The 20,878-nt window shown below is 51.1% G+C and carries 18 protein-coding genes and 1 pseudogene; 10 read left to right on the top strand and 9 right to left on the bottom strand.

What is annotated here, in order from left to right; translation table 11 throughout:
- Nucleotides 1–136 precede the first annotated feature (136 nt).
- From BLS62_RS16755 to ugpC, 5 genes are all read left to right on the top strand, one after another.
- Nucleotides 137–1,393, top strand: coding sequence for an ABC transporter substrate-binding protein (locus BLS62_RS16755; protein WP_093182974.1), 1,257 nt, complete (start codon nt 137–139; stop codon nt 1,391–1,393).
- Between the two features lie 71 nt (nt 1,394–1,464).
- Nucleotides 1,465–2,421, top strand: coding sequence for a carbohydrate ABC transporter permease (locus BLS62_RS16750; RefSeq protein ID WP_093182971.1), 957 nt, complete (start codon nt 1,465–1,467; stop codon nt 2,419–2,421).
- Nucleotides 2,422–2,428: 7 nt separating this feature from the next.
- The gene (locus BLS62_RS16745) at nt 2,429–3,274 is read left to right on the top strand and encodes a carbohydrate ABC transporter permease (protein ID WP_093182969.1); all 846 of its coding nucleotides are present in this window, start codon (nt 2,429–2,431) and stop codon (nt 3,272–3,274) included.
- Nucleotides 3,271–4,335, top strand: coding sequence for a Gfo/Idh/MocA family protein (locus tag BLS62_RS16740; RefSeq protein ID WP_093182966.1), 1,065 nt, complete (start codon nt 3,271–3,273; stop codon nt 4,333–4,335). The genes BLS62_RS16745 and BLS62_RS16740 overlap by 4 nt, the downstream gene beginning before the upstream one ends.
- Before the next feature lies 1 nt (nt 4,336).
- Complete coding sequence (ugpC, locus tag BLS62_RS16735) at nt 4,337–5,443, top strand: ABC transporter ATP-binding protein (protein WP_093182963.1); 1,107 nt, start codon at nt 4,337–4,339, stop codon at nt 5,441–5,443.
- On the opposite strand, the gene BLS62_RS16730 is transcribed toward ugpC, so the two are convergent.
- Nucleotides 5,440–6,366 (bottom strand): LysR substrate-binding domain-containing protein, encoded by a 927-nt coding sequence (locus BLS62_RS16730; RefSeq protein WP_093182960.1) that lies wholly within the window; start codon nt 6,364–6,366, stop codon nt 5,440–5,442. The genes ugpC and BLS62_RS16730 overlap by 4 nt on opposite strands.
- A 248-nt stretch (nt 6,367–6,614) precedes the next feature.
- On the opposite strand from BLS62_RS16730, the gene xapA reads away from it, so the two are divergent.
- Both xapA and BLS62_RS16720 read left to right on the top strand, forming a co-directional pair.
- Nucleotides 6,615–7,439, top strand: coding sequence for a xanthosine phosphorylase (gene xapA, locus BLS62_RS16725; protein ID WP_093182958.1), 825 nt, complete (start codon nt 6,615–6,617; stop codon nt 7,437–7,439).
- A gap of 55 nt (nt 7,440–7,494) precedes the next feature.
- Nucleotides 7,495–8,757: a NupC/NupG family nucleoside CNT transporter gene (locus tag BLS62_RS16720; RefSeq protein WP_093182955.1), complete on the top strand. Its 1,263-nt coding sequence runs from the start codon at nt 7,495–7,497 to the stop codon at nt 8,755–8,757.
- Nucleotides 8,758–8,859: 102 nt separating this feature from the next.
- On the opposite strand, the gene BLS62_RS16715 is transcribed toward BLS62_RS16720, so the two are convergent.
- The gene (locus BLS62_RS16715) at nt 8,860–9,309 is read right to left on the bottom strand and encodes a GFA family protein (RefSeq protein ID WP_093182952.1); all 450 of its coding nucleotides are present in this window, start codon (nt 9,307–9,309) and stop codon (nt 8,860–8,862) included.
- Nucleotides 9,310–9,393: 84 nt separating this feature from the next.
- On the opposite strand from BLS62_RS16715, the gene BLS62_RS16710 reads away from it, so the two are divergent.
- Nucleotides 9,394–9,750 carry a winged helix-turn-helix transcriptional regulator gene (locus BLS62_RS16710; RefSeq protein WP_093182949.1) on the top strand — a complete coding sequence of 119 codons (357 nt, stop codon included), beginning with the start codon at nt 9,394–9,396 and terminating at the stop codon, nt 9,748–9,750.
- 51 nt (nt 9,751–9,801) lie between these two features.
- Here BLS62_RS16710 and BLS62_RS16705 read toward each other — a convergent pair whose 3' ends face one another.
- The 7 genes and pseudogenes from BLS62_RS16705 to hutI all read right to left on the bottom strand — a co-directional run bounded on the left by BLS62_RS16705 (nt 9,802) and on the right by hutI (nt 18,463).
- On the bottom strand, nt 9,802–11,166 hold the full coding sequence (locus BLS62_RS16705; RefSeq protein WP_348271867.1) for a TRAP transporter large permease: 1,365 nt from the start codon (nt 11,164–11,166) through the stop codon (nt 9,802–9,804).
- Between the two features lie 51 nt (nt 11,167–11,217).
- Entirely contained in the window at nt 11,218–11,736 is a 519-nt protein-coding gene (locus BLS62_RS16700; protein ID WP_093189062.1) for a TRAP transporter small permease subunit, read from the bottom strand.
- Between the two features lie 143 nt (nt 11,737–11,879).
- Nucleotides 11,880–12,981: pseudogene (locus tag BLS62_RS16695) on the bottom strand (TRAP transporter substrate-binding protein).
- Between the two features lie 137 nt (nt 12,982–13,118).
- Complete coding sequence (gene hutU / locus BLS62_RS16690; RefSeq protein WP_093182946.1) at nt 13,119–14,804, bottom strand: urocanate hydratase; 1,686 nt, start codon at nt 14,802–14,804, stop codon at nt 13,119–13,121.
- A gap of 11 nt (nt 14,805–14,815) precedes the next feature.
- Nucleotides 14,816–15,643 carry an N-formylglutamate deformylase gene (gene hutG, locus BLS62_RS16685; RefSeq protein ID WP_093182943.1) on the bottom strand — a complete coding sequence of 276 codons (828 nt, stop codon included), beginning with the start codon at nt 15,641–15,643 and terminating at the stop codon, nt 14,816–14,818.
- The gene (hutH, locus tag BLS62_RS16680; RefSeq protein ID WP_093182940.1) at nt 15,644–17,212 is read right to left on the bottom strand and encodes a histidine ammonia-lyase; all 1,569 of its coding nucleotides are present in this window, start codon (nt 17,210–17,212) and stop codon (nt 15,644–15,646) included.
- Between the two features lie 24 nt (nt 17,213–17,236).
- Nucleotides 17,237–18,463, bottom strand: coding sequence for an imidazolonepropionase (gene hutI / locus BLS62_RS16675; RefSeq protein ID WP_093182936.1), 1,227 nt, complete (start codon nt 18,461–18,463; stop codon nt 17,237–17,239).
- A 274-nt stretch (nt 18,464–18,737) separates the two neighbouring features.
- On the opposite strand from hutI, the gene BLS62_RS16670 reads away from it, so the two are divergent.
- Both BLS62_RS16670 and BLS62_RS16665 read left to right on the top strand, forming a co-directional pair.
- A complete protein-coding gene (locus BLS62_RS16670) occupies nt 18,738–20,114 on the top strand; it encodes a formimidoylglutamate deiminase (protein WP_093182932.1) in 1,377 nt (458 codons plus the stop codon).
- A 42-nt stretch (nt 20,115–20,156) separates the two neighbouring features.
- Nucleotides 20,157–20,867 (top strand): UTRA domain-containing protein, encoded by a 711-nt coding sequence (locus tag BLS62_RS16665; protein ID WP_093182929.1) that lies wholly within the window; start codon nt 20,157–20,159, stop codon nt 20,865–20,867.
- The last annotated feature ends 11 nt before the right edge of the window (nt 20,868–20,878 follow it).

Genomic DNA, 20,878 nt, shown 5'->3' with positions numbered 1-20,878 from the left:
AAGCTAACGCGGCGGATGTCAGTGTTGGCATTTGGAACCAGAATGCGGAATATTCTCTTGACCTGGGGAGGACGAGGGAATTGCGATATCGTTAATTTAAGAAGCGATATTCGTTTATTAATTATGGGAGGACTTTATGAAACATTATTTGTCATCAGGAATTGCTGCGTCTTTACTTTTAGGCTCTGCATCATTCGCGTTTGCTGCGTCGGAGCTGACAATTGAAAGCTGGCGTAATGACGACCTAAGCATCTGGCAGGACACAATCCTACCAGCATTTATGGCCGCCAATCCAGAGGTCAAAATCAAGTTTTCGCCAACAGCGCCAACTCAGTACAACGCAGCGTTGAACGCTAAGCTGGACGGTGGAACTGCTGGCGATTTGATCACCTGTCGTCCGTTTGATGGTTCATTGGATCTTTACAACAAAGGCTACCTGGCCAATTTGCAGGGCATGACCACGCTCGATAATTTCCCGGATTCTGCGAAGGGCGCATGGAGCACAGACGACGGCAGCGCAACGTTCTGTGTACCTATGGCGGCTGTAATCCACGGCTTCATTTACAACAAAGATGCTTTTGCTGAAATCGGCATAGAACCACCAAATACTCAGGAAGAGTTTATGGCTGTTCTTGAGAAGATTAAGCAGGACGGCAACTACACCCCAATGGCAATGGGTAGTCTGGACCAGTGGGAAGCCGCTGCGATGGGTTATCAAAACATTGGTCCAATGTATTGGAAGGGTGAAGAAGGCCGCAAATCAATCGTTGATGGTTCTGGCAAGTTGACTGATGAAGGTTGGGTCAAGCCATTTGAAGTACTTGCAAAATGGGGCCCTTATCTGGGGGATGGCTTTGAAGCTCAGTCCTACCCGGACAGCCAAACCCTGTTTACGTTAGGTCGTGCAGCAATTTACCCGGCTGGTTCATGGGAAATTGCTGGCTTCAACCGTGATGCAGAGTTCAAAATGGGCGCTTTCCGTCCACCTCTGCCTAAGGCTGGCGACTCCTGTTATATCTCTGACCACACTGACATTGGTATTGGTCTGAATGCTGCGTCTCCAAATTCAGAAGCTGCTAAGAAGTTCTTGGAGTGGATGGGAACAAAAGAATTTGCAGAACTGTACTCCAACGCGGTTCCTGGCTTCTTCTCACTATCCAAACATGAGATCTCTTTGAAGGACCCGCTCGCGGATGAGTTCATCTCATGGCGTAAAGATTGTCAGTCCACCAATCGTTCTGCTGCTCAGATCGTGTCTCGCGGCACGCCAAATCTTTGGAACGAGATGTGGGGCGTTTCTGCAAACGTAATCAACGGTTCTCAGACACCTCAGGAAGCTGTTAACCAGCTTCAGGTTGGCCTGAGCGCTTGGTACGATCCGCAGAAAGACTAAGGCACCTCTCCTAGCCTTTAATATTACGCAGGTGTGCGGCTCGCTCGCGCATCTGCCTTTTCCAATGAGAGATGGTGAAAGTGGAACAAGACCTTCTGGAAAGCGCGCCGAAAAAAAGGCCCTTTCGCTGGCATATCCTCGTCTTTTTGGCACCGGCGGTCCTCGTCTATACGATGATTATGATCCTGCCCCTGGCGGAAACTCTGCGGTTCTCGTTTTTCCAAAGAGACACAACAACGCAAGTGATCTCCTTTGTGGGATTGGAGAATTACACTCGGTTATTTTTTGATCAGTTCTGGGTCAAGCCGTTCTTCAATGCGCTTTGGAATAACTTCTATTTCTTCTTCATCAATATGCTCGTGCAGAATCCTCTGGGCATCTTGATCGCAGCCTTGCTCTCTATGGTGCATTTACCTGGTAAAAAGCTTTATCGCACAGCCATATTTATGCCTACGCTGCTTTCATTCGTGGTGGTTGGTTTCGTTTGGAAATTGATGTTATCGCCACTTTGGGGTGTTTCCAAAGGCATGCTCAAGTCTGTTGGTCTTGGCAGTTGGTTCATGCCATTTCTGGGCAAGGAAGAAACCGCTCTGACAACGCTCTCTCTCATCTCTGTCTGGCAATTTGTCGGTATCCCGATGATGCTTATTTATGCGGCGCTCCTCTCCATTCCGGAGGAAGTGATTGAAGCTGCTGAGTGCGATGGCGTGACGGGAATTTCTCAATTCTTTAAGATCAAACTGGTTTTGATCTTGCCAACCATCGGCATCATTTCGATCATCACGTTTGTTGGTAATTTCAATGCGTTTGACTTGATTTACACGACGCAAGGTCCGCTTGCGGGGCCAAATTTCTCGACGGATCTACTCGGAACGATCCTCTACCGAACGTTCTACGGGCAGCAACTTCAGCCGGGAGACCCGAATATGGGGGCCGCAATTGCTACGGTGATGTTCTTCATCATTCTGATTGGCGTTGCCTTCTATCTGTTCTTTGTTCAGCGCAAGCTGACGCGCTACGAGATGTGAGGCAAAAATGGCTATTTCTCGTGCAAGACGAAACCGAGTGGCGGAACTGGGCGCTCATGCAATCCTGCTAACCTTTTCAGTGATTGCGCTCTTTCCTGTTATTCTCGTTGTCATCAATTCCTTCAAAGCTAAGAAGGCAATTTTCCGGGCGCCTTTGGAACTTCCAACTTCAGAAACGTTGGATCTGGTAGGGTACTCTACTGTTCTGCAGCAGGGCAATTTCCCGCTGTATTTCTGGAATTCCTTATTCGTGACCGGAACCAGCTTGTTCTTTATTCTTTTGTTTGGGGCAATGGCTGCCTTCGCGTTGAGTGAGTACAAGTTTCGCGGCAACCGTTTCATGGGCCTTTACATGGCTCTGGGTATTATGATCCCGATCCGGCTTGGCACCGTCGGCATTCTAACGCTGATGGTCGCCGCCAATCTGGTGAATACCCACTGGGCGTTGATCCTAGTGTACACCGCGCAAGGCTTGCCACTGGCAATCTTCATTCTCTCCGAATTCATGGCGTCTGTGTCTTCTGACTTAAAGTCCGCAGGGCGAATTGATGGCCTTTCGGAATACTCGATCTTCCTCCGTCTCGTCTTGCCTTTGGTGCGACCCGCGCTTGCAACTGTCGCTGTGTTCTCTATGATTCCGATCTGGAATGATCTCTGGTTCCCGCTCATTTTGGCACCATCAGAAAGCACCAAAACACTCACACTTGGGGCACAGGTGTTTGTTGGGCAGTTCACAAACAACTGGAACGCAATTCTCGCGGCGATGGCATTGGCTGTTATTCCAGTCCTCGTTTTGTACACGGTCTTCTCACGCCAACTCATTAGCGGGCTAACATCTGGGGCAGTCAAATGAGTGACAAACCAATTCGCGTACTCACTGCCGGTCTTGGCAACATGGGCCGTTCCCACGCTTTGGCATATGAAGCCAATCCGGGTTTCGAAATCGTGGCGCTGGTCAACCGATCAGTTGTTGAACTGCCAACTGAGCTGAAGCACCACTCAATTCAACATGACTTTGCAGAAGCTTTGGCGGAAACAAAGCCTGATCTTGTGTCCATCTGTACCTATTCTGACAGCCATGCAGATTACGCCGTCATGGCGATGGAAGCAGGCGCGGACGTGTTTGTTGAAAAGCCGCTTGCAACTACTCTGGAAGATGCGCAGCGCGTGGTGGAGACAGCACGTAAACTGGGACGTAAACTGGTGGTTGGGTACATCCTGCGCCATCATCCGTCTTGGACAACGCTGATCGCGCAATCGAGAAATCTAGGTGGTCCATATGTCTTCCGTATGAATTTGAACCAGCAATCCAGCGGTGCAACATGGAAGACCCATAAGCAGTTGATGCAGACAACATCACCTATCGTGGACTGTGGCGTGCACTACATTGATGTCATGTGCCAGATAACCGATGCCAAGCCGATCGAAGTCCGTGGCATGGGTGTTCGTTTGAGTGATGAACTGCCCGATGACATGTACAACTATGGCCATTTACAGGTGTTGTTCGAAGATGGATCTGTAGGTTGGTATGAGGCAGGTTGGGGTCCGATGATGTCGGAAACGGCCTTCTTCGTCAAAGACGTGATCTCCAAAAACGGCAGTGTTTCCATTGTTATGGAAGACGAAGCTCGCTCCGACGATATCGACATGCATACCAAAACGTCGACAATCCGCGTTCACTATGGCGAAACAGATGCTAACGGCACCTTCACCCGCAAGGATGAGATGCTCAGCATGGAAGGTGAGCCGGGTCATCAGGCATTGTGTGATCGCGAGCAAGCTTTCGTGTTGAAGGCAATTCAGGATGACCTCGATCTGGAAGACCACATGAACGCAGCGGTGAATTCTCTGGCTGTTGTGTTGGCAGCAGATCAGGCAGTTCGCACTGGTAATGCTCAGAAACTGGACTTGTAATATGGCCAATTTAACAATCACATCTCTCTACAAGTCCTTTGGTGCCGAGAACGTTCTGGATGGGATTGATCTGGATATCAAGTCCGGTGAGTTCCTCGTTTTGCTTGGCCCGTCAGGCTGCGGAAAATCCACACTCTTGCGCATTATGGCAGGATTGGAGGATGAGAGCGCGGGCGACATCGCCATTGACGGAAAATCCATCGCGCATCTATCGCCCTCCAAACGCGAAATCGCCATGGTGTTCCAAACCTATGCGCTTTACCCGCATTTGAATGTGCGCGGGAATATGGAGCTGGTTCTTAAGCAAGCCGGGTATTCCAAGACTGAGATTAAAAAGCGTGTGGCCGAAAGCGCGCGTGCCCTTGAGCTGGAACCGCTCATGGATCGCAAACCCTCGCAGCTATCCGGAGGTCAGCGCCAGCGTGTTGCTATTGGCCGCGCGATTGTACGTGACCCGAAGATCTTTCTGTTTGATGAACCTCTTTCAAACCTGGATGCAGCTTTGCGCGGTCAGGTGCGGTTGGAAATCGCACGCCTGCATCAACGCCTCTCAGCGACCATGGTTTACGTTACCCATGATCAGGTAGAAGCCATGACGCTGGCAGACCGTATTGTGGTGATGAATGGCGGTGAAGTTCAGCAGATCGGCACGCCAAGGGATCTTTACGAGCGGCCAGCCAATCTGTTTGTGGCCAGCTTTATCGGCTCTCCAAATATGAACTTTCTGAAGCTTCAAAAATTTGAGGCAAAGGGCTGTCAATTGCACGATGGTTCATGGCTTCCAATAACCAGCAAAGCCTCTGTGATGCCTGCCAACGTTACCTTGGGCATTCGTCCATCACACTGCAAACTGCATGAGCAAAAAGCCGAGGGCTTCTTGCCCGGCAAGGTTCTTCTCGAGGAATATCTCGGTGACACAACCTTTGTGCATGTTGAACTGGATACCGGTGAGCATATCGTTGTTAGGGAAGACCCGGAGATCAACCATAAAACAGATGACGCAGTCTATGTGGAGCTCACGCTAGCAGGTGTTCATCTGTTCAACACAGACACTGGCAACCGCATGGAAACCTCAGCAGTTGTAACCCAAAAAACTGAGAGGGCTTAAGTTTCGCCAAAATGCGGTTTGTAGTCGAACTCAATGAAGTGAAGGAACTTCCTCACAACCTTTGAATCATTCTGCTTTTTGTAGATGGCGCAGAGGTCAGAAGGAATTTCCTCCTTCAACCGAATAAATCGAACGTTCTTCGAAGTTTGACTGCGGAAACAATCGCTTATCAATGCAACTGCCTGACCCGATGCCACAAGAGCCAGTAACGTGCTTGGTTCAATCACCTCAAACGCAGTCTTAGGGTAAAAGCCGTGCTCTCTGCATTTGGCGATCAGCAATGGCGTAGCCTGAGACATAGTCCGATCAAGCACGGCCATGTCTTCCTCTTTCAACTCAGCAAGAGAAACAACACGTCTATCCTTGAGGGGATGCGTGCTCGGCACGGCAAGTGTGAGGTTCTCTTTCACGAGGATGATAGAGTTCATGCTCGGAGAATTGAGGGTGTCCCCATGGCGGCAAATACCCAGATCAATTCTGCCAGCATCAAGCGCATTTTTTTGTTGAGTTGGTGCAAGCTCGGTAAAGTTCAGCGTACAGTCAGGGTGCTTCCCTCTAAAGTCTGAGAGTAGGTTTGCAAAGCCGTCTAGGAACGCGCTGCTCACGATCCCGATATTCAGTGTAGAATTAACCGCGCGACCCAGTTTTTGCGTCTTCGTAATTGCATGGTCTAGAGCACTGAAAATCTGCTCACATTCACGCTGAAGCAAGCGTCCTGCGGCTGTCAAAGACACATTCCGGGAATCTCTCTCAAATAAAGACAAGCCGAGAGCAACCTCCAATTCCTTGATCTGAATAGACATTGGGGACTTGGAGATATTCAGTTCTTCAGCAGCACGACCGAAATGCCCGCTTACTGCGACCTGATGAAAATAGCGCAGCATACGGAAAGTAATGCGTCCTGATGTGATTAGATCGTGCATGAATTTATTTTGTTTTTCTTTTTGACTGCATGGTTGTAACCACCAGCTCCCTACTATTTCTAATCTTTAAAGCCTGCAACATCTATTTGCTACGAAATACCCCCTACCTGAAGGTGGTTTTCTACGTAATTTTTTCTAGTTTGTTTCGAGTATCGAAACGATTGATATATTTAAAAAACTTAATAAATGCCTTGCAGGCGACTAGGTTGGCCTCACCATAGGGAATTGATTAAAAGGTGAGGTAAATCATGGTTCTGGACGCTCCGAAACTGGCAATGAAAACGATCTTAGATCGCAAACCGGGATTCCAGCCACGCGCTGCATTCATTCTTGGGTCTGGCTTGGGCGTACTCGCCGATCAGATGGAAGATAAAATTTCCATTCCCTATGAAGAATTAGAAGGTTTTCCAATCAGCACAGTTCACGGCCATTCAGGTGAGTTGGTTCTGGGCAAAATGCATGGCGTTGACGTTGTTTGCATGAAAGGTCGCGGCCACTTTTACGAAGGCCACGGCATGAAAGTTATGACCACTCCGGTCCGCACTTTTAAACTGCTGGGCTGTGAAATGCTGTTTGTGACCAACGCGGCTGGTTCTCTGAGACCAGATCGGATTGATGTTGGTTCCTTGGTTGTTTTCAATGACCACATCAACACCATGCCAGAATCTCCACTGGTAGGCGTTAATGATGAAGAATACGGCCCACGGTTCTTCTCTGTCGCAAATGCATACGATAAAGAACTTCGCAAAGAAGCTTTGGCGGTTGCTAAAGAAAACAACATCCACCTCAACGAAGGTGTGTTTGTTGGTTACACCGGTCCAAACTTTGAGACAGCTGCAGAAATCCGGATGATGCAGGTTATCGGCGGCGATGTTGTCGGTATGTCTGTCGTCCCTGAAGTTCTCTCAGCGGCTCACTGCGGTCTTCCTGTTCTCGCAGTTTGTGCAATCACCAACATGGCAGAAGGTCTCGGAGAGACTGAACTCTCGCATGAGCAAACACTGGCCTGCGCAAAGCTTGCTGAAGGGGACTTCGTCGGCCTGATCGAAGCTTTCGTCAAAAAGCACTTCTAATTCTCCCCAATTAATAACAATAAAAAACCCCAAAGAGCCTCTGGGAGGAGCTCACATGTTCGCAACAGGTTTTCTCGGTATTATAGCCCTCATCGCGGTTGGTTATGCGCTTTCAACCAATCGCAAAGCGATCAAACTTCGGACAGTTGGCGGCGCACTTGCACTCCAGATCGGTATCGGTGCGTTCGTCCTTTATGTTCCAGTAGGTCGCACTATTCTGGAAGCAATGTCACACGGCGTTTCCGCTGTCATCGACAGTGGTCGTTCCGGCATCAACTTCCTGTTTGGCAACCTGACAAACGGTGCACTGAGCGATACGGTCGGCTTTGTCTTTGCCTTCAATGTTTTGTGTCTGGTTATCTTTTTCTCAGCTCTGATTGCAGTGCTTTACCATCTGGGCATCATGCAGCTCGTCATCCGCTACATTGGTGGAGGCTTGGCAAAATTGCTTGGTATCTCACAGGCAGAGTCGATGTCTGCCGTTTCCAACGTCTTCGTTGGTCAAACAGAAGCGCCGCTGGTTGTTAAGCCGTACATGTCCCGCATGTCTGACAGTGAATTCTTCGCTGTTATGTGTGGGGGGATGGCGTCCGTAGCGGGTACTGTTCTAGGTGGTTACGCTCTGATGGGTGTACAGATTGAGTATCTCTTGGCTGCATCCTTCATGGCTGCTCCCGGCGGCTTGCTCTTTGCAAAGCTGATCATTCCAGAAACCAAAGACATTACCTACACCGTTGAAAAGAACATCAGCTTTAGCGATGAAAAGCCAGAAAACGTGCTAGCCGCTGCTGGTCAGGGCGCTATGAACGGTCTTCAGCTGGCTGGTGCAATAGGTGCAAACCTCGTTGCAATGATCGGCTTGATCACTCTAGTGAACCTGATGCTGGGCGGTCTCGGTGGCTTTGCTGGGTTGGATCTGTCTCTTGAGCTGATCCTCGGCTGGGTTTTCTCACCAATTGCGTATCTGCTCGGTGTTCCATTGGCTGATATCGATGTTGCAGGCTCTTTGATCGGTAAGAAACTGGTTGTCAACGAGTTCGTTGCTTACCTTGATCTGAAGAACTACCTCGTAGATTCAACCGCAATTGAGATGGGTCTGCCTGTTATTCAAGAAAAATCCAAAGCGATCATTTCCTTCGCTCTGTGTGGCTTCGCGAATATCTCAAGCATGGGTATCCTCATCGGTGGCCTCGGCGTTCTTGCTCCATCCCGCATGAACTTCATCGCAAAATACGGCCCTCGCACACTTGTTGCTGCAACTTGCTCAAATCTCATGAGTGCGGCAATTGCAGGTATCTTTATCTCCCTGGCAATGTAGAGACACCTCCCTTTCTCTGTGTTTCCCGTTTCCTTTTGTGCTAGGATGAACAGACAGCAGTACGTTGGGGGTATCCACTCTCTTGTCCTACAGGCGAGGGGGCTAGGTGTTGACACCTTCTTCAATTATCTCACGTGAGCCCTGTGGAGGCATCTCCGGAAAAGCTGGCAATGTTTCGTCAATTTTGTCCCAAGACGGAGCTCTGCTGGAATAGACTACGACTTGTGGGTCAATAACTTCTGGCTGGTCAACAGCTGATGCACGAATGAAAATCAGATCAGTCATGGCAGAATTGAGCGAGTAGACAGCACTGCCGCACGTTGGGCAGAACCCACGTGTCACAACGTTTCCACTATCGGCTGGTTTGTCGAAGAAACTGAGTTTGCCAGTTACCTCGACGGCCTCTTTAGGCACAGCAGCATGGGTGCAATGTCCTGTCCCGGATGATTTTCGGCAGTCCTCACAATGGCAATGCGCAGTAATTTGCGGCTTTACTGCTGATTTCAGTTGTACATTCCCGCATAGGCAGGACCCTGTAAATGCGCTTTCCATGATACTATCCAAAGTCAGAGTTGATACATGATTGAGTAACTTGTAAATTGCAAGTCACTACTTACAATAGGAGAGAACGGCAGTATGTCAACTGAAATTCGATCCGGCTGTCCCATTGCCAATACGCTGGACATTGTCGGAGACCGCTGGAGCCTCCTGATCTTGCGGGACATGTTCAACGGAAAAAAAATCTTCTCAGAGTTTTTGAAATCACCTGAGAAAATAACGACAAGCGTTTTAACAGTGCGACTTAATCAGTTGGAAGCTGCCGGTTTGGTGGCAAAGGAGCTCTACCAGTCAAACCCCAAGCGTTACCAATATCTGCTGTCGGAGCGAGGGCAGGAGATCTTGCCGGTGCTTCAGGAGATGTGTCGTTGGGCCAACAAACACATGCCGGAAACATGGATCCCACCTGAAAGTTTTATGGAAAAACGCATGTAGAAAAAGGCTGGAAACGAGTTCCAGCCTTTAGGTATCAATTTCGTACTGTGATCAGTAAAGTATCGACGGCAACCAAGTCGCAATCCGCGGGAAGAACCAGATCAACCCCATACCAACAATCTGCAGCAGAATGTATGGAAACACGCCCTTGTAGATCATGCCTGTTGTAATCTCCGGCGGAGCAGCCCCACGCAGATAGAACAGGGAGAATCCAAACGGAGGTGTCAGGAAACTGGTTTGCAGATTGATCGCGATCATCACAGCCAGCCAGATGGGATCAAAGCCCATCATCAACAAGGTTGGTCCGACAATCGGCAGCAGGATCACGGAAATCTCGACGAAATCCATAAAGAAGCCGAGTGCAAATATGAGTGCCATCACAAATAGCAGTGCGCCCATCTCCCCGCCCGGCATAGCAGAAATCAGCTCCTCGATGCGCGTGTCCCCACCCAAACCGCGGAAGATCAGCGAGAAGACGCTTGCACCAATTATGGTCGCAAAGATCATAGCTGAGATAGACAGCGTATTGGTCATCACAGGCGCCAGCAGCTGAGAACGCCACATCCGCAGTATGCTCTGAGCCAAACCACTCACACCCACCGCGAGCAGAGCCACAGCGATGGCTGCAAGCATCCAGTCCGTTGCGCTCAGATCACTCTTTTGCAAACGAATGGTGGTGGAACCAGCAAGGAAGATGACCAGCAACAGCGCCGCAACACTTGCGGCCAGAAGCAAGTTCGACCGTCCATTGCCAAGTCGGAATCCCGCCAGCAACAACGCACCAACAGCGCCAACAGCAGCTGCCTCTGTCGGCGTAGCAATACCACCGAGAATGGACCCCAGCACTGCAACGATCAACGCAACGGGCGGGACCAAAACGGAGGCAATCCGGGACACTGATGGTTTCCCGAGCAGCTCTTGATCCATTGCAGGTGCGATGCTTGGCTGGAAATACGCGCGTACCAGAATGTAGACCACATAAACGCCAACCAGCATCAGGCCAGGAAACAAAGCTGCAGAAAATATCTGCCCTACGCTAATGGTCTCAACGGTGAACTTGCCTTCCTCAAACTGAGCTTGCTGGTAGGCGTTGGACATCACCTCAGACAGGATGATCAGCAGCGTTGAAGGTGGAATGATCTGACCCAATGTACCGGCTGTGCAAACCGTTCCAGCAGCCAGCTTCGGATCGTACCCATTACGCAGCATAGTTGGCAAAGCAATCAGTGCCATTGTCACAACCGTCGCGCCAACAGTTCCTGTAGAGGCTGCTAATAGCCCGCCCACGAGCACCACGGAGATACCCAAACCGCCGCGTAGTGAACCAAACAGCTTGGCCATCTCTTCCAGCAGGTCTTCCGCAATCCGGCTGCGTTCCAGAACCAAACCCATGAACACAAATAATGGGATAGCCAAGCAGCATGGCAAAACACAATCCTGCAAACATGAAGATGTCGAGAAACTCGATCACAGTTTAGGCTCCTCAACTGAGACGCCACTCAAAAACAAGAAGTCGCGCAATATTCCAGAAATACCTTGGGTTATGAGTAGAAGGCAGAAAGCAGGAATGAGGCTTTTCAGAAGGTAACTTGCAGGAATGCCACCAACTGAAATTGGTCCCTCAAAAATCTTCCAACTGTTGGATACAAATGGCCAACTGACCCACAGCAGCAGGCCAACTGTAGGCAGCAGGAAAAGAACCGCCCCGATGATGTTGATCACAGCCTTTGTTTGCGGAGTCGCCTGACCATAAAAGATATCGACGCGCACATGCTTATCAGCCAGCAACGTGTATCCAGCACCCAGCATGAAAATTGCGGCATGCATATACAAAACACTTTCTCCGAGGAAGATGTAGCTGATGCCAAACAGATAGCGCAGCAGCACAATGGCAAACTGCAGCAGCAGCATGATGAGAGCAAACCAGCGAATGGTGTGCCCAACCATGCGGTTGATGGCATCCAGTTTCGAAATAACAGAGGTCATCGGTGAAATCCGATCAGGCCAGAGCGCGTTCTTATTCGTGTGCAAAAAGCATGGAGAATGGACGGCGCTCATCGGAGTGTCATCCATAGATCGATGTAAGTCGCAGTCCTCAGCAACGTGTGTCACTGAGGCGTAAGCGCGATCTAGCCGTAGTTGAAGTCCAGAAGGCGCATGTTCATCTGGCCATTGTCTGCCAGATGTTTGTATTCCTTCATTGATGTACGGTAGGTGAGGAAGCTTTCAGTAATGCGCTTCACAAGCTCATCATCGTTCTGGCGGAGTTCGCCAATCACTTCACCCGCCGCATTGCCCATCGCCAGAATGACGTCCTCTGGCATAGTGCGGACGATAACGCCTTTTTTAGCAACCAGCTTCTTCAGTGCTTTCGCATGATTGGTTGTGTATTCAGTCCACACATCGTTGTAGAGCGAGGAACACGCAAACGCGACAACCTGCTTCAGATCATCTGGAAGCGCTTCGTACGCATCAGAATGTATGGCACATTCTTCAGCAGAAGAGGGCTCGCCAACACCTGGGAAGTAGTAGTTCTTGGCAACCTGATAGAAGCCGAGGGCTGAGTCGATCCATGGACCAATGAACTCGCCTGCGTCCAGAGTGCCAGTTTGCAGCGCCTGGAACATGTCACGGCCACCCATCGCCTGAACTGCCATGCCCATCTTGGTACACATTTCAGAAGCAAGACCCGTGGTGCGGAAACGCAGACCTTTCAGGTCTTCAGCGGAGTTGATTTCAGTCCGGAACCAACCAGCGGCCTGTGGGCCAGAGTTGCCACAAAGGAACGGCTTCAGGTTGAAGCGTGCATACATCTCATTGTAAAGATCCTGACCGCCGCCATGCGCCATCCAGCCGTATTGTTCGTCAGCAGTCAAACCAAATGGCTGAGAACCGAACAGCAGGAAGCCCTTGGATTTGGAACCCCAGTAGGCCGGCATAGAGTGGTAAAGCTCTGCAGTCCCTTCGGAAACAGCATCAAACACGCCGCGACCCGGGACAAGTTCACCAGCAGCATAAAGCTTCACTTCAATACGGCCACCGGAAAGCATGGTGATCCGGTCTGCAAGCATCTGCGCCGCAACACCTGGACCGGGAAGGTTTTTAGGCCACGAGGTGACCATCTTCCATTTGATTGTGTCAGATGCAATAGCAGGAGCAGCCAAAGCGGAAGCAGCAGCAACGCCCGTTGCAGCAACACCTGCGCCTTTTTAAAAAATCACGTCTCTTCATAATTTTTCCCCTCAAAAACTAAGCTGATAAGGGGCCACAAGAAGCGGTCCCTCATCCGTTTCACCCTCAAAAACCTGGTAAGCCCACTAAGTGGCTGTACCCAGTCGTTTGCCCGGAGCCAGTTCCTTACCCTGAGCTTAGTCGCCAAGAGATGGTAAGTTCAAACCATTCTCCTTGGCGCATTCAATTGCCAATTCGTAGCCTGCGTCCGCATGGCGCATCACACCTGTTGCGGGGTCATTCCAAAGAACCCGGCCAATACGCTCGTCAGCTTCTGGTGTTCCATCACAGCAAATTACCATGCCAGAATGCTGTGAGAACCCCATGCCAACGCCGCCGCCATGGTGCAAAGACACCCATGTGGCGCCGGAAGCTGTGTTCAGCAATGCGTTGAGAAGCGGCCAATCGGAAACAGCATCAGATCCATCTTTCATGGATTCGGTTTCGCGGTTTGGCGAGGCAACTGAACCGGAATCCAGATGATCACGGCCAATAACAACCGGTGCCTTAAGCTCGCCATTACGAACCATCTCGTTAAATGCGAGACCAAGGCGATCGCGCTGACCCAAGCCAACCCAACAAATACGAGCAGGCAGGCCTTGGAATGCAATCCGATCCCGCGCCATATCCAGCCAGTTGTGCAGGTGCGGGTCATCAGGAATGAGCTCCTTCACCTTCTGGTCGGTCTTGTAAATATCCTCTGGATCACCGGAAAGAGCAGCCCAACGGAACGGTCCAACGCCCCTACAGAACAGCGGACGAATGTATGCAGGAACAAAGCCCGGGAAATCAAACGCGTTCTCCAGACCCTCGTCAAAGGCCACCTGACGTATGTTGTTGCCGTAATCGACAGTTGGAATACCGCGTTCATGGAAGTCCAGCATGGCTTTCACGTGCACCTTCATGGAAGCCCGTGCAGCTTTCTCCACGGCTTTTGGGTCGCTCTCGCGTTTTTCCTTCCACTGAGCCATGGTCCAGCCCTGTGGGAGGTAACCGTTGATCGGGTCATGGGCCGATGTTTGGTCCGTCACGATATCCGGGCGTACGCCGCGCTCTACCAATTCAGCAAAAATATCGGCAGCATTGCCAAGCAGACCAACGGATTTTGCTTCGCCAGCAGTCGTCCAGCGCTCAATCATTTCCAGCGCTTCGTCCAGCGTCTTGGCTTTTTCATCGACGTATTTGGTGCGCAGGCGGAAATCAATGCTGTCTTCGTTACACTCAACCGCGAGACAACACGCCCCAGCCATAACAGCAGCAAGGGGTTGAGCACCGCCCATGCCACCGAGGCCACCGGTCAAAATCCATTTGCCTTTGAGACTGCCGTCGTAATGCTGACGCCCTGCCTCAATAAAGGTCTCGTAAGTGCCCTGAATAATGCCTTGTGAGCCGATATAAATCCATGAGCCAGCAGTCATCTGGCCGTACATGGCAAGACCCTTTTTATCCAGCTCGTTGAAGTGATCCCAGTTTGCCCAATGAGGCACAAGGTTGGAGTTGGCGATCAACACACGCGGCGCATTTTCATGCGTGCGGAACACACCAACGGGCTTGCCAGATTGAACCAGCAAGGTCTCGTCAGCATTCAGGTTTTTCAGAGTTTCGACAATGGTGTCGAAGTCTTTCCAAGTCCGGGCAGCACGGCCAATACCACCATAAACCACCAGCTCATGAGGGTTTTCTGCCACATCAGGGTGCAGGTTGTTCATGAGCATACGAAGCGGCGCTTCAGTCAGCCAGCTTTTCGCAGTCAGCTCAGGTCCGGTTGGTGGATAGATATCGCGTGTGTTTTTACGCGGATCTGTGTTGAGCGTATCGGTCATTATCTGCTCCGTTAGCGACGAGTTGTGGCGCTTGCAAATTCCCCGGAAAGGGCCTGCGCTTCTAGCTTGGAAAGAATGGTTTTGAGAACAGCGCGCGTTTTATTTGCCCGCTCAGGAGCATAAGTCCAAGGGCTCTGCTCAAACATGTAAGCCCGCTGCGCTGTTTCCATTTGAATGGCGTGGATACCGCTCTCCGGCTGCCCGTAGCGGCGTGTGGTCCACCCCCCTTTAAAGCGAGCATTCACAACGGTCTCCACACTCTCGTCTTGGCGGCAGCTGTCAACCGTGATGGCTTCAATCTGTAGTGCGCAGGTCAGGCCTCCATTGGTGCCAATGTTGAAGACAGGCAGCGCACCTTCAAACAAAAACGGAATATTAGATCGGATTGAGTGGCAATCATAAAGCACAGCTACACCAAACTTCTGGCGAACACGCTCCAGCTCTTCAGCAATTGCCTCATGATAGGGTGCATGAAACTCAGCACGTCGTGCCTCGACTTCATCCTCTGACGGCTCCTGACCATCACGATAAATCGGACGGCCATCAAAGTCCGTCAGCGGGCACAGAGTTGTCGTGTTCTGGCCCGGATAGAGCGAGACACCGGCAGGATCGCGGTTTGCATCAATGACGTACCGATGCATTGGAGTTTGGATTACACTGGCGGTTTCCAGCAGTCCATCATAAAGGCGGTTGATGTGCCAGTCCGTGTCGGCAAGTGATTGACCTACATCATTAAATTTTCCCCAAACTGTGAGCGGAACATCGGTCCCTCCATGCGGTTGAGCAAGGACAATTGGGCTGTCACCACGTTTGATCAACGGGGAGAAGGAATAGGTCAATCAAGCCTCCTCAAGTTGGAAAAAATGAACTGAATCCGCAACCTCAAAAATGCTGCCAGACGCAACAAGATCCGCAGCTTTCTCCAAATCAGGAGCCATGTAGCGGTCGTCTTCAAGCACTTCAACTTCAGCGCGGACAGCTGCAAGAACCCCTTGTAAAACCGGACTGGTTTTCATCGGAATGCGGAACTCAATTCCCTGAGAGGCCATCAACAATTCAATGCCGATAATCTTGGAAAGATTAGCATTCATCTCAATCAAACGACGAGCCGCATGGGTTGCCATAGAAACATGGTCTTCCTGATTGGCACTGGTCGGGGTGGAATCTACGGAACACGGAGTCGCTTTATGCTTGTTCTCGCTGTAGAGCGCGGCAGATGTCACATCCGCAATCATAAAGCCGGAATTGACACCCGGCTTCGGGGTCAGGAACGCTGGCAAGCCATAGTTCACGGCTGGGTCAACCAGCGTTGCAATGCGTCGCTGTGTAATTGCGCCAACTTCTGCAATAGCTAGTGCCGTCTGGTCCGCCGCGAAGGCAACAGGCTCTGCATGGAAATTGCCGCCGGAAACGATAGACCCATCTGCAAACACTAATGGGTTATCCGTGACTGCATTGGCTTCGATCTCGAGCGTGCGCCCAACTTGGGCCAGTAAATCAAGACAAGCACCCATAACTTGCGGCTGACAGCGCATGCAGTAGGGATCCTGTACCCGCTCATCATTGTCCCGATGGCTCTCGCGAATGGCAGAGCCGACCATCAACTCGCGGATAGTTGCAGCGGCTGAAATCTGCCCTTTGTGCCCGCGAAGATCATGAATTTCAGGACGGAACGGAGCACCGGAGCCCATTAAAGCATCAACAGACATCGCGCCGGTGATGAGCGCTGTCTGTGCCAAACGATGCGCCTGGAACAGGCCAGCCAGTGCAAGAGCCGTTGAAACCTGCGTCCCGTTGATCAGCGCAAGGCCTTCTTTTGCAGCAAGTTCAATGGTCTGGATGCCCGCCAGTTGCATCGCTTCCTTGCCGGAAATACGAACGCCACCAAAAAATGCCTCCCCTTCACCAATCATCACCGCAGCAACATGGGAAAGCGGAGCAAGATCACCAGACGCGCCAACGCTGCCCTGACCGGGAACAACAGGCACAACATTTTGTGCAAGCATTTGCTCAAGGCATTCAATCAGTTGCCAGCGTGAGCCAGAGGCGCCACGGCCCATGGAGGCCAATTTGAGCACGATGACAAGGCGCACAATGTTTTGCGGCAGAACGTCGCCAACACCACAACAGTGAGAGAGAATGAGATTGCGCTGTAGGGTTGCTGTGTCCTCAGGCGGAATCTTGACAGACGCCAGTTTCCCGAAGCCAGTGTTCACACCATAAACCGCTGCTTCACCTTGTGCCGCGGCGTGTACAATAGCGGCGGCGCGATCCACACCGGGTTTGAAGGACCGGTCTAACTCCGCGTTCGCGTCTTCACGAAAAATCTGACGAAGCTGCGACAAGCTAATCTCACCTGGCTTCAGAATCAGCGTTTGTTTAGGTGATGTATGTGGGGTCGTGCTCATGAGGTGCCTCAGTGCTTAAACTGTTTATGTTTTTGTGATGTCTTCGCCGAGGAAATACAGGCGGTTCAAAGGGTTAAATCCAATGCGATAGGCCAGTTCAGCTGGCTCTTGCACATCCCAGATAGCGATATTGGCTTTTTTTCCAACTTCCAGCGTGCCGCTATTGGCGTGTTGACCAAGCGCCTTTGCTGCGTTGCGGGTGATGCCTGCCAGCGCTTCCTGCGGTGTCATGCGAAACAAGGTGCAGGCCATGTTCATGCAAAGCAGCAGCGAGGTGAGAGGCGAAGACCCAGGATTGGCATCTGTCGCCAAAGCGATTGGAACACCAGCATCACGCAACGGTTGAAGCGGCGGATACTTGGTCTCACGAAGGAAGTAGAAGGCTCCCGGCAAAAGAACCGCCACAGTTCCCGCGTCCTTCATGGCCTGAACGCCAGCGTCATCCAGATATTCAAGATGATCGGCAGACAGCGCCTTATGGTTGGCAGCCATAGCTGTGCCGCCTAGATTGGACAATTGCTCTGAGTGAATTTTGACTGGCAAACCAAGCTCTTGCGCGCGGTCAAACACGCGGGAGACTTGCTCAGGTGAGAAGGCGATGCCTTCACAAAACGCATCAACGGCATCAGCCAGATTTTCCGCCTGAACGGCTGGGAGCACGTCATCGCAGACGAATGTGATGTACTCGTCGCTCCGGCCTTCATATTCCGGCGGTAACGCATGAGCGCCAAGGAAAGTGGTGAGAACCTGAACTGGCCGCAGCTCACCGATTTTCCGCGCAACACGCAGCATTTTTAATTCGGTATTTAGATCAAGCCCATAGCCAGATTTAATTTCTAAAAGCGTGACACCTTCACCCAGCAACGCATCCACGCGCGGCAAGGCATCAGCCAGCAGCTTGTCTTCACTTGCCGCCCGGGTTGCGGCCACAGTGGAGCGAATGCCGCCACCGGCGCGGGCGATCTCTTCGTAGGTTGCACCATTAAGGCGCATCTCAAACTCACGAGCGCGGGAGCCGCCATAAACAATGTGCGTGTGGCAATCGATGAGAGATGGAGTCGCGAGGCGGCCTTCCAAATCCACTTGGGGGGCGGTTTCCCAATCGGACGGCAGGTCCTTTCGGGCGCCAATCCAGCAGATTTTACCTGCATCCAAAACGAGAGCAGCATCGGGGATAAGGCCATAACCATCTGCATCCGCAGACAACGTTGCAGCATTGAGGTTGGTGAGTACGGTTGCCCCGCTTGTCATGGATCCTCCCAAGATTCCACGTGAAATCACTTCAGTAAAAATCTACATGGAAATCATATAATGTCTATACATAAAAATTGTGAAATGTGAGCATTGCGTGAGCATATGTGCCCTAGATCCAAATATTTTCGCTAAATTCCGCCAGTTTCCGTCCAGTATCGGGATATCCTAGACAATTGGTATGGTTGTGTGAAATTGCTTTATGTATATGCTTAATATGGGTTCGACTGATCAGGATTGATCAAACTTTCACGCCAAACCTATTGAGCAGACAATGAAATCTATCTTTGCAGGGCAGGCTTTACTTCCCAACGGTCTCACAAAAAACGTGCGACTGCATGTGAATGAAACGGGCATAATCACATCTATAGAGACGGGTGTTGAGCCTCGTGCTGGTGAAATTTCTGGTAAGGACAAACTCATCTGTCCAGCTCCTGCAAACCTGCACTCTCATGCCTTTCAGCGGGCAATGGCAGGCATGACCGAGGTGCGCCAAAAGGGAAAAGGCAGCTTCTGGACATGGCGCGAACTCATGTATCGCTTCCTTGGCAAGTTGGGGCCAGAGCAGGTTGAGGCGATCGCAGCGCTTGTCTACATGGAGATGTTGGAAGCTGGCTATGCAAGCGTAGGCGAGTTCCATTACCTCCACCATCAACCCGATGGAACGCCTTACGCGAACCTCGCGGAAATGAGCAATCGCATCTTCGCAGCAGCCAGCCAAACGGGCATTGGCCTCACCCATTTACCGGTGCTGTATTCGTATGGCGGGGCCGGAGAACAAGCGCTCAGCGGAGGGCAGTTACGGTTCGGAAATGATCTGGATCGACACCTGCAACTTATTGAAGCAGCAGATAAATCTCTCACAAACTCATTACCTTCAGATTGTCAGGTCGGCATAGCTCCGCACTCGCTCAGAGCAACTAATCCAGAGCAACTGCGCCTAATCGCAGAGACGTTTGCAGGGAAGCCAGTTCACATCCATATCTCCGAGCAGATGAAGGAAGTTGAAGCTGTTCAGGAATGGTTAGGTGCACGACCTATCGAATGGTTGCTCGACAATGTGGATGTGCGCGATAACTGGTGCTTTGTGCATGCGACGCACATGACACAAGCCGAAACGATCGCAATGGCAAAGGCAGGTGCAGTCGCGGGTCTATGCCCCATTACGGAAGCAAACCTTGGTGATGGTATTTTCAACGGCCCAACCTTCATAGAAGCCGGTGGTGTTTACGGCATAGGGTCAGACAGCAATCTGCGCATTTCGCTCGCAGAAGAACTGAGGATTCTGGAATATAGCCAACGCCTTAGAGATCAATCGCGCAATGTAATGTTGTTGGGCGAGGGGTCTGTCGGCACAGCATTATTCCAAGCTGCGGCAAAAGGCGGAGCTCAGGCACTTGGCCGGAATACGGGAGTTCTTGCAAAGGGTTATCTTGCCGATATTGTTGCCATTGATAGTTCTCGCGTGGAGTTCACAGGCTTGAAGCCCAATCAATATCTGGACTACTGGATCTTTGCGGGTGATGACCGCGTTGTAACGGATGTCTGGTCTGCAGGGCGCCATATGGTGCAAAACGGGCAGCATATTCACAGGCAGGAAATTACCGCTAAATACCGGGAACAGCTTGCAGTTTTGCTGGAAGCAGCCTAACACCACCGCACTTCTAACGATGTATAAAGGCAGGACGAGCGCTTGAGATCCTACAAGGAAATCCGAGGCATTTTGCAGGAACGGATCACCAGCCATCAATGGCAACCCGGTGATTTACTTCCCAGTGAACAAGCGCTCTCCGAAGATTTTGGCTGTACCCGTACAACCGTAAACCGTGCCATGCGCGAGCTGGCTGATGCAGGGTTGGTTGAGCGTCGCCGCAAGGCTGGAACACGCGTTATTCAGCCAAAATCCCATCCGGCAACCCTCACGATCCCTGTTATTCGGCAGGAGATTGAAAACAAGGGGCAGACCTACAAATACCTTCTATTAGAGCGTATTGAAGCATTGCCGCCGGAAGATATACGCGCGCAACTCGGGTTGAAAGAAAACGAAAAAGCGTTGTTTCTGAAGAGCTTGCACTACGGTGATGGTATTCCGCAACAGTTGGATGTGCGCTGGGTTAACCTGATCACGCTGCCCGAGGCTCTGGACGAAAGCTTTGCAGATATCGGCCCAAACGAATGGCTGCTACAACGCGTACCTCATCCCAATATCGAGCATGTATTCCGTGCAGATACGCCCACGGCTGAAGAGCAAAGGCTCCTGCAACTTGCAGGCAATGAACCCGTGTTCACCATAGAACGTCGGACGTGGATTATTGGCAAAGGCGTCACCTATGTACGCCTCGTTCATCCGGGCAGTCGTTATCGCATGGCTACACGCAGCTCAGCAGAGCCAATTTTCAGCTAACAGAGCGACGC

This window comes from Pseudovibrio sp. Tun.PSC04-5.I4, from assembly GCF_900104145.1.
GTDB lineage: Bacteria > Pseudomonadota > Alphaproteobacteria > Rhizobiales > Stappiaceae > Pseudovibrio.
Note: the sequence above shows the minus strand (reverse complement) of the source record. Positions and strands in the feature narration are given on the sequence as shown.